The following is a 12,827-nucleotide window of genomic DNA, read 5'->3' as shown; positions in this document are numbered from 1 at the left end:
CCCGCTCACCCGCCGTTGTCGGTCGCGGTCGCTACTGTCGGGACCATGGACGGCACACAGGGCGCGCACGGGGCAGATCAGACACACGGCACGCACCGGGCATCCGGGGTGCGCGGGGCGCAGGGCGGAGGACCGGTGAGCCCCTACGGCCCCGCCGACACCGAGCGCTTTGACACCGAGCCGGACAAGCGCCCCGGCCGCACCGCCTTCCAGCGCGACCGGGCCCGGGTCCTGCACTCCGCCGCGCTGCGCAGGCTCGCCGGGAAGACCCAGGTGGTCACGCCCGGCACCCGCTCCCTCGCCTGGGACGCCAGCCCCCGCACCCGGCTCACCCACTCCCTGGAGTGCGCCCAGGTCGGCCGGGAGCTGGGGGCCGTCCTCGGCTGCGACCCGGACCTCGTCGAGACGGCCTGCCTCGCCCACGACATGGGCCACCCCCCGTTCGGCCACAACGGCGAACAGGCCCTGAACGACTTCGCGTCCGACTGCGGCGGCTTCGAGGGCAACGCCCAGTCGCTGCGCCTGCTGACCCGCCTGGAGCCCAAGCGCTTCGTCCGCGACCCGCGCACCGGCGAGCTGGTCAGCGTCGGCCTCAACCTGACCCGGGCCGCTCTGGACGCCGCCACCAAGTACCCCTGGCCGCGCGGCGCGCACCCCACCGCCCCGCACTCGGCGAAGTTCGGGGTGTACGAGGACGACCTCCCGGTCTTCGCCTGGGCCCGCGAGGGCGCTCCCGAGGACCGCACCTGCTTCGAGGCCCAGGTGATGGACTGGTCCGACGACGTGGCGTATTCGGTGCACGACTTCGAGGACGGCCTGCACGCCGGGCACATCGACCCCAACTGCCTCGAAGCGGAGCCGGAGCGCGAGGAGATCTGGGGCGTCGCCATCGGCCGGTACGTCCCCGCCGACACCGACCCGCAGGAGCTGGCCGAGGCCCTGGACCGGCTGATCGACCAGGAGTGGTGGCCGCATGGCTACGACGGCTCCGCCGTGGCCCAGGCCCGCCTGAAGGACGCCACCAGCCAGCTCATCGGCCGTTTCTGCACCGAGGCCGAGACCGCCACCCGCGCGGTGTACGGCCCCGGTCGCCTCGGCCGGTACGGCGCGCAGCTGGTCGTCCCGCGCACCGTCCGCCACGAGTGCGCGGTGCTCAAGGCGGTCGCCGACCGGTACGTCATGCAGCGCGCCGAACAGGAAGCCATCCGCGCCGACCAGCGCATCGTCATCGCCGAGCTGGCCGCCGCCCTCACCGCCCGCGCCCCGGAGGGCCTGGAGCCGCACTTCCGCGCGCTGTTCGACCAGGCGCCCGACGACCACGCCCGCAAGCGGGTCCTCGTCGACCAGATCGCCGCGCTCACCGACGCCTCCGCACGATCCCTGCACGCCGCGCTCACCACACGCCACCGCTGACCGGCAGACTGGAAGGGGCCGGACATCTGACCACTGGGTGTGACCTGTCCGGGGCACACCCTCTTTCGCCATCACGCTGCGTGCGGGACGCTCGCAGCCGGGGGCGCAGCGCAGCACAGTACTGAGGAGGCATCAAGTGGTCGACGCACATCGGACGTTCGTCATCGTCGGAGCAGGACTCGCAGGGGCGAAGGCGGCCGAAACACTGCGTGCCGAAGGATTCACCGGCAGAGTGATCCTCATCGGCGACGAGCGCGACCACCCCTACGAACGCCCGCCGCTCTCCAAGGGCTACCTGGAGGGCAAGTCCGAACGCGACAGCGTCTTCACCCACGAGCGCCCCTGGTACGCGGGCGCCGACATCGAGCTGCACCTCGGCCAGCCGGTCACCGCGCTCGACCGCTACGCGAAGACGGTGCAGCTGGGCGACAACACCGTCATCCACTACGACAAGCTGCTGCTGGCCACCGGCTCCGAACCGCGCCGCCTCGACATCCCCGGCACCGACCTGGCGGGCGTCCACCATCTGCGCCGCCTCGCCCACGCCGACCGGCTGCGCAACGTGCTGGCCGCCCTCGGCCGCGACAACGGCCACCTCGTCATCGCCGGAGCGGGCTGGATCGGCCTGGAGGTCGCCGCCGCCGCCCGGGGGTACGGGGCCGAGGTGACCGTCATCGAGGCGGAAGCCACCCCGCTGCACCAGGTCGTCGGCCCCGAAGTGGGCCAGATCTTCACCGAACTGCACAGCGCGCACGGCGTCCGCTTCCACTTCGGCGTCCGCCTCACCGAGATCACCGGCCAGGACGGCATGGTCCTCGCGGCCCGCACCGACGACGGCGAGGAGCACCCCGCCCACGACGTGCTCGCCGCGATCGGCGCCGCCCCGCGCTCCGCCCTCGCCGAGGCCGCCGGACTGGAGATGGCCGAGCGCGCCCACGGCGGCGGCATCGCGGTGGACGCCTCGCTGCGCACCTCCGACCCGCACATCTACGCCGCCGGGGACGTCGCCGCGGCCGCGCACCCGCTGCTGGGCACCCGGCTGCGCGTCGAGCACTGGGCGAACGCCCTGAACGGCGGACCGGCCGCCGCCCGCGCCATGCTCGGCCAGGACGTGACGTACGACCGCGTGCCGTACTTCTTCTCCGACCAGTACGACGTGGGCCTGGAGTACTCCGGCTGGGCCCCGCCCGGCTCCTACGACGAGGTGATCATCCGGGGCGACGCCGGGAAGCGGGAGTTCATCGCGTTCTGGCTGAAGGACCGCCGCGTCCTCGCCGGGATGAACGTCAACGTGTGGGATGTCACGGAGACGATCCAGGAGCTGATCCGGGCCCGGCAGCAGCACGACCCGGAGGCCCTCGCCGACCCGTCGGTCCCGCTGGGCTCCCTGCTCTGAGGACGGCGCCCGGGGGGGCGGGCCCGGAGCCCGCACCCGGGCGGCCCGCCCGCCGTGCGTCCGGCTGTCCGAGCCCACCCGTAGACTTCACGCGTGGCTGGCAGGATCAATGACGACGACGTGAAGGCGGTACGGGACGCGGTCCCGATCGACTCCGTCGTGTCCGAATACCTCCAGCTGCGCAACGCGGGCGGCGGAAACCTCAAAGGCCTCTGCCCCTTCCACGACGAGAAGTCCCCCTCCTTCCAGGTCAGCCCCGGCAAGGGCCTGTTCCACTGCTTCGGCTGCCAGGAGGGCGGCGACACGATCGCCTTCGTGATGAAGATCGATCATCTCTCCTTCTCGGAGACGGTCGAGCGCCTCGCCGCCAAGGCGGGCATCACCCTGCGCTACGAGGAGGGCGGTTACAACCCCTCCCACCAGCGCGGCGAACGCATCAGGCTGATCGAGGCCCACAAGGCGGCCGCCGAGTTCTACGTCGCCCAGCTGGACGGCCCCGAGGCCGAGATCGGCCGGAAGTTCCTCGCCGAGCGCGGCTTCGACCAGGCCGCCGCCGCCCACTTCGGCGTCGGCTACAGCCCGGCCGGCTGGGACCACCTCACCCGCTATCTGCGCGGCAGGGGCTTCAGCGACAAGGAGCTGATCACCTCCGGGCTCTCCCAGGACGGCCGCCGCGGCCCGATCGACCGCTTCCGCGGCCGGCTGATGTGGCCGATCAGCGACACCGCGGGGGAGATCGTCGGCTTCGGCGCCCGCAAGCTGCGCGACGACGACAACGGCCCGAAGTACCTGAACACCCCCGAGACCCCGATCTACAAGAAGTCCCAGGTGCTGTACGGCATCGACCTGGCCAAGAAGGACATCGCCAAGGCCAGCCGGGCCGTCGTCGTCGAGGGCTACACCGACGTCATGGCCTGCCATCTGGCCGGGGTCACCACTGCCATCGCCACCTGCGGCACCGCCTTCGGCAACGACCACATCAAGATCCTGCGCCGCCTCCTCATGGACAACGGCAGCGCCCGGGTGATCTTCACCTTCGACGGCGACTCGGCGGGCCAGAAGGCCGCCCTGCGAGCCTTCGAGGACGACCAGAAGTTCGCCGCCGAGACCTACATCGCCATCGCCCCGGACGGCATGGACCCCTGCGACCTGCGGCTCGCCAAGGGCGACGACGCGGTGCGCGACCTGGTCGAGCCGCGCACCCCGCTCTTCGAGTTCGCCCTGCGCCAGATCGTCGGCCGCTACGACCTGGAGACCCCGGCGGGCCGCGCTGCCGCGCTCGACGAGGCCGCCGCCGTCGTCGCCAAGATCAAGACCAGCAGCGTGCAGCGCGAGGTAGCCGTCCAGCTCGCCGGGTTCGTCGGCATCCTCGACCAGGAGTTCGTCGTCCGCCGCGTCGCCCAGCTCGCCCGCTGGGCCCGCGACCGGGGCGGCGACCACGGGGACCGAGGCGGCCGAGGCGGCCCCCAGGGCGTACGCGGCGGACCCCAGGGCCAACGCGGCGGGGCACCGCAGCACACCGCTCCGGCCGCCCCCGCAGGCTTCTCCGGCCCAGCCCTCAACCTCCGCAGCCCCGCCCACCGCACCGAGCGCGAGCTGCTCAAGCTCGCCCTCCAGAAGCCCGCCCTGGTCTCCCCGGCCTTCGACGCGTACGGCGTGGACGAGTTCACCGCCCCGCCCTACGCGGCCGTGCGCCGGTGCATCGAGGAGGCGGGCGGCGCCGAGCAGGGCCTTGTCGACGACCGGGCCTACCTGGGCGCCGTCCTGGACGCCGCCCCCGACGACACCGTCCGCAACCTCGTCACCGAGCTGGCCGTCGAGATCTTCCACGGCCGGACCATCGACGAGACCTACGCGGGCGTCCAGCTCGTCCACGTCCGGCTGCGCGCCGTGGACCGCCGCATCAACGACGTGCAGGGCAGCCTCGCCCGCCTCGGCAGCCATGTGGCCCCCCCGGAGCTGGCCGCCGCGCAGAACGAGGTCTGGGTGCTCCAGCAGTACGCCCAGTCCCTGCGCACCCACGGCGCCGCCGCGCTCTGACCCGGCGCACCGTCCGCCCGGTCGGGTAATCACCCGGTAACCGACCGGACTCAAAAAGTCACCGCACGCCCCTCGTGGCGGTCGTGTGTCGTACCCCACACTGGAGGGTGCCCGACACCCGGCGGTGTCCGAGCCACCCGGAGCACGCGGTCCGCGGGGAAGACCCCGAGGCCCGGCCCGGTCGGCCCCCACCCCGTCATCCGGCAGCGATCACCTGGAGGTCGCCCCCGTGCAGACCCGGACCGTGACGACCACGACCGAGCCCATCGCGGCCATCCCGGCGCAGCACAGGGCCCTGCACCATCCGGAGACGGCGGCCCGCCCGCCCGGAGACGCACCCGAGGCAGTCATGGTGGAATCGGCGCACCTCCCCGACCCCCCGGAGCCCCGCGGCCGGGCGGACTCCGGCGGCCCCACCTCCGACCTCTTCCGGCAGTATCTGCGCGAGATCGGCCGCATTCCGCTGCTCACCGCCGCCGAGGAGGTCGAGCTGGCCCGCCGCGTCGAGGCCGGGCTCTTCGCCGAGGAACGCCTCGCCACCACCCCGGACCTGGACTCCCGGCTCGCGGTGGACCTGGACCGCCTCGTGGTCATGGGCCGCACGGCCAAACGCCGCCTCATCGAGGCCAACCTCCGCCTCGTCGTCTCCGTCGCCAAACGCTACGTCGGCCGCGGGCTGACCATGCTCGACCTGGTCCAGGAGGGGAACCTCGGCCTGATCCGGGCGGTGGAGAAGTTCGACTACGCCCGGGGCTACAAGTTCTCCACGTACGCGACCTGGTGGATCCGCCAGGCGATGTCCCGCGCGCTGGCCGACCAGGCCCGCACCATACGCGTGCCGGTCCACGTCGTGGAGCTGATCAACCGCGTCGTCCGGGTGCAGCGCCGGATGCTCCAGGAACGCGGCTTCGAGCCGACCGCCGAGGACGTCGCCGCCCAGCTCGACCTGACCCCGGAGCGGGTCACCGAAGTCCTGCGCCTGGCCCAGGAACCGGTCTCGCTGCACGCCCCCGTCGGCGAGGAGGACGACGTCTCCTTCGGCGACCTCATCGAGGACGGCGACGCCGCCTCCCCCGTCGAGTCCGCCGCCTTCCTGCTGCTGCGCCAGCACCTGGAGGCGGTCCTCTCGACCCTCGGCGAACGCGAACGCAAGGTCGTCCAACTCCGCTACGGCCTGGACGACGGGCGGCCCCGCACCCTGGAGGAGATCGGCCGGATCTTCGGCGTGACGCGCGAACGCATCCGCCAGATCGAGTCCAAGACCCTCAGCAGGCTGCGGGACCACGCCTTCGCCGACCAACTCCGCGGCTACCTCGACTGACCGGCCCCCGCGGCCACCTCAGTCCACCTCGGCCAGGGCATCCGCGAACTGGGCGGCGTACAGCCGGGCATAGGCGCCCCCGGCCGCCAACAGCTCGTCATGCGTGCCCTGTTCGACGATGGACCCGCTCTCCATCACCAGGATCACGTCCGCGTCCCGGATCGTGGACAGCCGGTGCGCGATCACGAACGACGTACGCCCGTGGGCCAGGTGGGCCATCGCCTTCTGGATCAGCACCTCGGTCCGGGTGTCCACCGAGCTGGTCGCCTCGTCCAGGACGAGGATCACCGGCTCGGCCAGGAACGCCCGCGCGATGGTGATCAGCTGCTTCTCGCCCGCGCTGACCCCGGTGCCCTCGTCGTCGATCACCGAGTCGTACCCGTCGGGCAGCGTCCGGATGAAGCGGTCGGCATGCGCCGCCCGGGCCGCCTCCTCGATCTCCTCCCGGCTGACCTCGCGCGCAGCGCCGTACGCGATGTTCTCCGCGATCGTCCCCCCGAACAGCCAGGTGTCCTGGAGCACCATGCCGATCGATGAGCGCAGGTCGTCCCGGGACATCTTCGCCACATCGACGCCGTCGAGCGCGATCCGCCCGCCGGTCACCTCGTAGAACCGCATCAGCAGATTGACCAGCGTCGTCTTGCCCGCACCCGTCGGGCCCACGATCGCGACCGTCTGCCCCGGCTCCACACTCAGCGACAGATCCTCGATCAGCGGCTTGTCCGGCTCGTAGCGGAAGGACACCTTCTCCAGCGAGACCCGCCCCGACATCACCTCGGGCCGCTCCGCGTCCACCGGGTCCGGGCCCTGCTCCTCCGCGTCCAGCAGCTCGAAGACCCGCTCCGCCGAAGCGACGCCGGACTGCACCAGGTTGGCCATCGAGGCGACCTGCGTCAGCGGCATCGAGAACTGCCGGGAGTACTGGATGAACGCCTGCACGTCACCGATCGACAGGGTGCCCGAGGCGACCCGCAGACCTCCGACGACGGCCACCAGCACGTAGTTGATGTTCGAGATGAAGAACATCAGCGGCTGCATGAGCCCGCTGGCGAACTGAGCCCTGAACCCGGCCTCGTACAACGCGTCGTTCTGCTCGGCGAAGTCCCGCGCGGACTCCTCCTGCCGGCCGAAGACCTTCACGAGGTTGTGCCCGGTGTACATCTCCTCGATGTGGGCGTTGAGCTTTCCCGTCACCCGCCACTGCCGCACGAACTGCGGCTGCGACCGTTTGCCGACCTGCGTGGCCACGACCACCGACAGCGGCACGGTCACCAGGGCGACCAGAGCCAGCAGCGGCGAGATCCAGAACATCATGATCAGTACGCCGACGATGGTCAGCAGGGAGCTGATGAGCTGGCCCATCGTCTGCTGGAGCGTCTGCGAGATGTTGTCGATGTCGTTCGTCGCCCGGCTGAGCACCTCACCGCGCTTGGCCCGGTCGAAGTACGACAGCGGCAGCCGCGCCAGCTTCGTCTGGAGGTCCTCGCGCAGCTGGAACACGATCCGGTTGATCACGCGGATCGACAGCCGCGTCGAGACCAGCATCAGCAGCCCGGCCCCGACGTAGACCACCAGCGCCAGCAGCAGGACATCCGCCACCGCGCCGAAGTCGATGCCCTCGCCCGGTGTGAAGTCCACCCCCGAGAGCATGTCGGCCATCGAGCCGTTGCCCTCCTCGCGCAGCCCTTCGATCGCCTGTTCCTTACCGGTGCCCTCCGGCATCCCGCGTCCGACGACCCCCGCGAAGACCAGGTCGGTCGCTCTCCCGAGGATCTTCGGGCCCACCACCGAGAGCGCCACGCTGAACGTCACCGCGCCCAGCATCAGCCACAGTGAGGCCTTCTCGCGGCCGAAGCGTCTCAGCAGCCGCTTGGTCGACCCCTTGAAGTCCATCGACCGCTCGGTGGGCGCGCCCCCGGCCATCATCCGTCCGCCAGGACCGGCCATCACGCGGCCTCCGCTTCCGTCAGCTGGGAGAGCACGATCTCCCGGTACGTCTCATTGCCGTCCATCAGCTCGTGATGGGTACCGCTGCCCACGACCCGCCCCTCGTCCAGCACCAGGATGCGGTCCGCTTCGCGGATGGTGGAGACCCGCTGGGCCACGATCAGCACGGTCGCCCCGGCGGTCTCCCGCGCGAGTGCGGCCCGCAGGGCGGCGTCGGTCGCGTAGTCCAGCGCCGAGAACGAGTCGTCGAAGAGATAGATCTCCGGCCGCTGCACCAGTGTCCGCGCGATGGCGAGCCGCTGCCGCTGACCGCCCGACACATTGGTGCCGCCCTGCGCGATCGGCGCGTCGAGCCCGTGTTCCAGCCCCTCCACGAACCCCTTGGCCTGCGCCACCTCCAGCGCGTGCCACAGCTCCTCGTCGGTGGCGTCCGGATTCCCGTACCGCAGGTTCGTCGCCACCGTCCCCGAGAACAGATACGGCTTCTGCGGCACCAGGCTCACGGTCTTCGCCAGCAGCACCGGATCGATCCCGCGCACATCCTCGCCGTCGACCAGCACCTCGCCGCCCGTCACATCGAACAGCCGGGGTACGAGACCGAGCAGCGTGGACTTCCCGCTGCCGGTCGACCCGATGATCGCGGTGGTCTCCCCGGGCCGGGCCACCAGATCCACCGCCCGCAGTACCGGCTCCTCCGCCCCCGGATAGCGGAACTCGGCGCCGCGCACCTCCAGATGCCCGTGGCGCCGCAGCTCCGTGACGGGGGAGAGCGGCGGCACCACACTCGAATCGGTGCCGAGCACCTCCTCGATGCGCTCGGCGCACACCTCGGCGCGCGGCACCATCATGAACATGAAGGTGGCCATCATCACGGCCATCACGATCTGCATCAGATAGGCGAGGAACGCGGTCAGCGCACCGATCTGCATCCCGCCGCTGTCGATGCGGTGCGCGCCGAACCACACCACCGCGACGGACGACAGGTTGACCACCGTCATCACCGTCGGGAACATCAGCGCCATCAGCCGCCCAGTCGCCACCGACACATCGGTCAGTTCGGTGTTGGCCCCCCGGAACCGCCTCGCCTCGTACCCGTCACGGACGAACGCGCGGATCACCCGGTTGCCCGTGATCTGCTCACGCAGCACCCGGTTCACCCCGTCGAGCCGCTCCTGCATCGTGCGGAACAGCGGCCGCATCTTCTTCACGATGAGGCTCACCGAGACGCCGAGCACCGGCACGACCGCCAGCAGGACGGCCGACAGCGGAACGTCCTGCCCGAGCGCCATGACGATGCCGCCGACGCACATGATCGGCGCGGACACCATCAGGGTGAACGCCATCAGGACCAGCATCTGGACCTGCTGGACGTCGTTGGTGGTCCGGGTGATCAGCGAGGGCGCCCCGAAGCGCCCCAGCTCACGCGCGGAGAAGGACTGCACCCGGTCGAAGACGGCGGCCCGCACATCGCGCCCGAGGGCGGAGGCGGTCCGGGCCCCGTAGTACACGGCCCCCACGTTGCCGAGGACCTGAAGAACGCTGACGGCGATCATGAGACCGCCGAATTCCAGGATGTATCCGGTATCGCCCTTGACGACACCGTTGTCAATGATGTCCGCGTTGAGGCTGGGCAGATACAGGGTGGCGCAGGTCTGGAGCAGCTGGAGGAGCACCAGCAGCGCGATGGGTTTCTTGTACGGGCCCAGATGGGCCCGCAGGAGTTTTATGAGCACGCGGGTCTCTCGGGATCGGCGGAGGGCAGAGGCCGCCCCAGTTTCGCGTACGCCGTACTCCGAGAGCGAGCCGTTTTCCTCAAGCCGGGGTCAAACCCGGGGCGGGCGGCCGCGTGCCCACGCCGGTCTCACTCCGGGTGCGCACCCCCGAAGGCCCCGGGGTGGATCTGATCCCGGGTGGCCCGGTACTGCTGACGCACGGCCCCGCCGACCGCCAGCTCATCGCCCGGCTCCAGCACCTGGGCGGCCGCGCCCTGCCAGGCCGGGGGCGTACGCGGATCGAGGGCGCCCTGCGAGACACCGAGCGCCCAGGCGGCCTGCCGGGCCGCGCCGATCGCCGCGTACTGGGCGGGCTGCGGTACGACGACCTGCGTGCCGAACACGGCGGGAGCCAGCGCCTGTACGGCGGGCAGCTCGGCGGCGGCCCCCAGCAGGAACACGCGCCGCACCTCCACGCCCCGCCCGCGCAGGACGTCCATGGCGTCGGCCAGCGAGCAGAGCATCCCCTCGAACGCGGCCCGCGCCAGATGCTCGGGCTTCATCGACTCGCGCCGCAGCCCGCTGAGGGTGCCCGCGGTGTGGGGGAGCTGCGGGGTGCGCTCGCCTTCCAGATAGGGCAGCAACACCAGTCCGGAAGCCCCGGGCGTGGACTTCAGCGCCAGCGCGGACAGCTCGTCCAGCCCCTCCACCCCCAGCATCTCGGCGGTCCCGCGCAGCGCACGTACGGCGTTGGACGTGTGGACGACGGGCAGATGCAGCCCTGTGGCGTCGGCGAACGAGGTGATCATCCCGGTGGAATCGGCGAGCGCCTCGTGGTGCACGGCCATCACGGACCCGGAGGCCCCCAGCGACACGACCGCGTCGCCCACCGCGACCCCGAGCCCGAAGGCCGCGGCCATGATCTCGCCGGTGCCCGCGGAGATCAGCAGCCCTTCGGGCGTCGTCCCGGCGGAGTCGGCGGGCCCGAGCACCTCGGGCAGCGCGGCGGAGTGCCCGAGGGCGAGCTCCACCAGATCGGGCCGGTAGGACGCGGACCCGGCCGACCAGTACCCCGTACCCGAGGCGGCGCCCCGGTCGGTGGTCCGGCGGGCGGGCCGCCCGAGCAGCTGCCACACGAGCCAGTCGTGCGGCTGGAGCACGGCGGCCACCCGCTGGGCGTTCTCCGGCTCGGTCCGCGCCAGCCACCGCAGCTTCGCCACGGGCTGCGCGGCCTGCGGTACGGCCCCGACGGCCTCGGCCCAGGCCTGCCGCCCGCCCAGCGAGTCGACCAGATCGGCCGCCGCGACCTGCGCCCGCCGGTCGTTGCCGAGCAGCGCGGGACGTACGAGGTTGCCCTGCTGGTCCAGCGGTACGAGCCCGTGCTGCTGGGCGGCGACCCCGATGGCCTGCACCCCTTCGAGCAGCCCGCCGGAGGCCGCCTCGCCGAGCGAGAGCAGCCAGGCCTGCGGATCGACCTCGGCGGCCTTGGCCTCGACCGGATGCGCGGCATACCCCTGCCGCAGCACGGCGCCCGTGTCCGTGTCGCAGACGACGATGTGAGTGAAGGCGGAAGAACTGTCCAGCCCCGCGACTATGCCCATGGGGAGATTCTGCCGCACGCCGCGAGTTTCCCGTAACGACCGCCGCGGGCCGCGGGGCCCTGAGCTAGGTGTTGGTGGTCCCCCAGTCGTCCTCGCCGTTCTGGCTGCTGCGGTCCCGCAGCGACCGGACCCGGTCGGCGACGGAGGCGGGCACCTTGTCCCCGACCTTGTCGCTGACCGAGTGGTACGCCTTGCCCGCGATGTCCCGGCCGCTGTGCGCGGCACTCTCGGCGGCGTTGCGCACGGCGGGGTTCTCCGCGAACTGCCGGACCGACTTCTTCAACTGCTCGTAACGCTCGCGCCCGGCTCGCGTGCCGAGCACGTATCCGAGCGCCACTCCGGCGATGAACGTGAGCCGGTACCGCATGGCTGCCACCCTTCCTGCGCTTGGTGCGACGTGTGCAGCCCGCCTACCCGTGAGCACCCGAGATCATCCCGGGCGATACCGATTGGCGGAGCACCCCCCTGCTTGCGCTAATGTATGTGTCGCAGCGAACGCGCGCCGCCCGGCAGCCGCCAGGCAGGTACGATTCGAGGCACCGCAGCAATCCCCTGTAGCTCAATTGGCAGAGCAGCCGGCTGTTAACCGGCAGGTTACTGGTTCGAGTCCAGTCGGGGGAGCGCGATCCCCTGTAGCTCAATTGGCAGAGCATTCGGCTGTTAACCGGAGGGTTACTGGTTCGAGTCCAGTCGGGGGAGCGATGCGGAAGAGGACCCTTCGGGGTCCTTTTTCGCGTGCCCACTCGCCGCCTGGCGACCCCCGAGCCCCGCGGAATGACACTTTCGGGTCACCTCGCCCTCACCCGGAACCGGGCAGCACGCAGCGCCGTCCTCAAGATCAGGCGAAGTCGGCCATCCGAAGCAAGAGATCGTATGACCGGCTATGCTGCGGCAGACGGGGCGCACACTTGTACGCGCCACGCCGAAACGGGGCGGTAGCTCAGCCGGTTAGAGCAGCGGACTCATAATCCGTCGGCCGTGGGTTCGAGTCCCACCCGCCCCACACAAGCGGTCGCTGGCAGGAACGTTCCCACCAGCATCGGAGCGCCCCAACTGGGTTGGACCAGGGTGGGGCGCTTCCGCGTTTCAGGGGCCCCGCGTGAGCGGTGCGTGAGCGGCTGTGCCGGAGCCCCCCCTCGAACGGGGCGGGGCACGGGGAGCGGCCGACTCGGCCTTCCTGGCCACCTCCTGGTCGACCTGGGGCGGCAGGCCCGTGTACGTGTCGCCTGCCAGCTGGATCGTCCCGCGGTACGTGGACATGGTGGCCGCATGGAGGGCCGGGCGGAAACCGGACTCCCGTGACCCGCAGGAGCCCCGACCGATGCGGGGGTTCCTGGTCCCCCAAGCCCGAGGCGTAGCCCGCCCAGATCGACCGAGCGGCCCCTGCCTCGCGCGCG

The 12,827-nt window shown here is 71.4% G+C and carries 8 protein-coding genes and 3 tRNA genes; 7 read left to right on the top strand and 4 right to left on the bottom strand.

All coding sequences use genetic code 11. From position 1 onward, the window contains the following. Positions 1-45 precede the first annotated feature (45 nt). The 4 genes from CIB93_RS01580 to CIB93_RS01565 all read left to right on the top strand — a co-directional run bounded on the left by CIB93_RS01580 (position 46) and on the right by CIB93_RS01565 (position 6,170). A complete protein-coding gene (locus tag CIB93_RS01580) occupies positions 46-1,413 on the top strand; it encodes a deoxyguanosinetriphosphate triphosphohydrolase (RefSeq protein WP_096623229.1) in 1,368 nt (455 codons plus the stop codon). A gap of 136 nt (positions 1,414-1,549) precedes the next feature. Further along, positions 1,550-2,809, top strand: a complete 1,260-nt coding sequence (locus CIB93_RS01575; protein ID WP_096623227.1) for an NAD(P)/FAD-dependent oxidoreductase — start codon at positions 1,550-1,552, stop codon at positions 2,807-2,809. A 93-nt stretch (positions 2,810-2,902) separates the two neighbouring features. Then, the gene (gene dnaG / locus CIB93_RS01570; RefSeq protein ID WP_096623225.1) at positions 2,903-4,849 is read left to right on the top strand and encodes a DNA primase; all 1,947 of its coding nucleotides are present in this window, start codon (positions 2,903-2,905) and stop codon (positions 4,847-4,849) included. Positions 4,850-5,078: 229 nt separating this feature from the next. Beyond that, the gene (locus tag CIB93_RS01565; protein WP_096623223.1) at positions 5,079-6,170 is read left to right on the top strand and encodes an RNA polymerase sigma factor; all 1,092 of its coding nucleotides are present in this window, start codon (positions 5,079-5,081) and stop codon (positions 6,168-6,170) included. 18 nt (positions 6,171-6,188) lie between these two features. On the opposite strand, the gene CIB93_RS01560 is transcribed toward CIB93_RS01565, so the two are convergent. From CIB93_RS01560 to CIB93_RS01545, 4 genes are all read right to left on the bottom strand, one after another. Next, a complete protein-coding gene (locus CIB93_RS01560; protein WP_096623221.1) occupies positions 6,189-8,117 on the bottom strand; it encodes an ABC transporter ATP-binding protein in 1,929 nt (642 codons plus the stop codon). Beyond that, positions 8,117-9,850, bottom strand: a complete 1,734-nt coding sequence (locus tag CIB93_RS01555; protein WP_096623219.1) for an ABC transporter ATP-binding protein — start codon at positions 9,848-9,850, stop codon at positions 8,117-8,119. Before CIB93_RS01555 ends, CIB93_RS01560 begins: the two co-directional genes overlap by 1 nt. Before the next feature lie 128 nt (positions 9,851-9,978). Next, positions 9,979-11,430: an FGGY family carbohydrate kinase gene (locus CIB93_RS01550; protein WP_096623217.1), complete on the bottom strand. Its 1,452-nt coding sequence runs from the start codon at positions 11,428-11,430 to the stop codon at positions 9,979-9,981. Positions 11,431-11,494: 64 nt separating this feature from the next. Then, entirely contained in the window at positions 11,495-11,797 is a 303-nt protein-coding gene (locus CIB93_RS01545) for a hypothetical protein (RefSeq protein ID WP_096623215.1), read from the bottom strand. A gap of 181 nt (positions 11,798-11,978) precedes the next feature. On the opposite strand from CIB93_RS01545, the gene CIB93_RS01540 reads away from it, so the two are divergent. From CIB93_RS01540 to CIB93_RS01530, 3 genes are all read left to right on the top strand, one after another. Continuing rightward, positions 11,979-12,051, top strand: a tRNA-Asn gene (locus CIB93_RS01540). Between the two features lie 5 nt (positions 12,052-12,056). Beyond that, a tRNA-Asn gene (locus tag CIB93_RS01535) sits at positions 12,057-12,129 on the top strand. Positions 12,130-12,359: 230 nt separating this feature from the next. Then, positions 12,360-12,433 (top strand) — tRNA-Ile (locus CIB93_RS01530). Positions 12,434-12,827 lie beyond the last annotated feature (394 nt).

The organism is Streptomyces sp. WZ.A104 (assembly GCF_002382885.1).
Classification (GTDB): domain Bacteria; phylum Actinomycetota; class Actinomycetes; order Streptomycetales; family Streptomycetaceae; genus Streptomyces.
The sequence above is the reverse complement of the archived record's forward strand: the minus strand, read 5'-3'. Positions and strand labels throughout refer to the sequence as shown.

Bases quoted from the DNA above. Each gene is read 5' to 3' on its own strand.
- CIB93_RS01580 (WP_096623229.1), top strand. From the start codon at position 46: ATGGACGGCACACAGGGCGCGCACGGGGCAGATCAGACACACGGCACG.
- CIB93_RS01545 (WP_096623215.1), bottom strand. From the start codon at position 11,797: ATGCGGTACCGGCTCACGTTCATCGCCGGAGTGGCGCTCGGATACGTG.
- CIB93_RS01560 (WP_096623221.1), bottom strand. From the start codon at position 8,117: ATGGCCGGTCCTGGCGGACGGATGATGGCCGGGGGCGCGCCCACCGAG.
- CIB93_RS01550 (WP_096623217.1), bottom strand. From the start codon at position 11,430: ATGGGCATAGTCGCGGGGCTGGACAGTTCTTCCGCCTTCACTCACATC.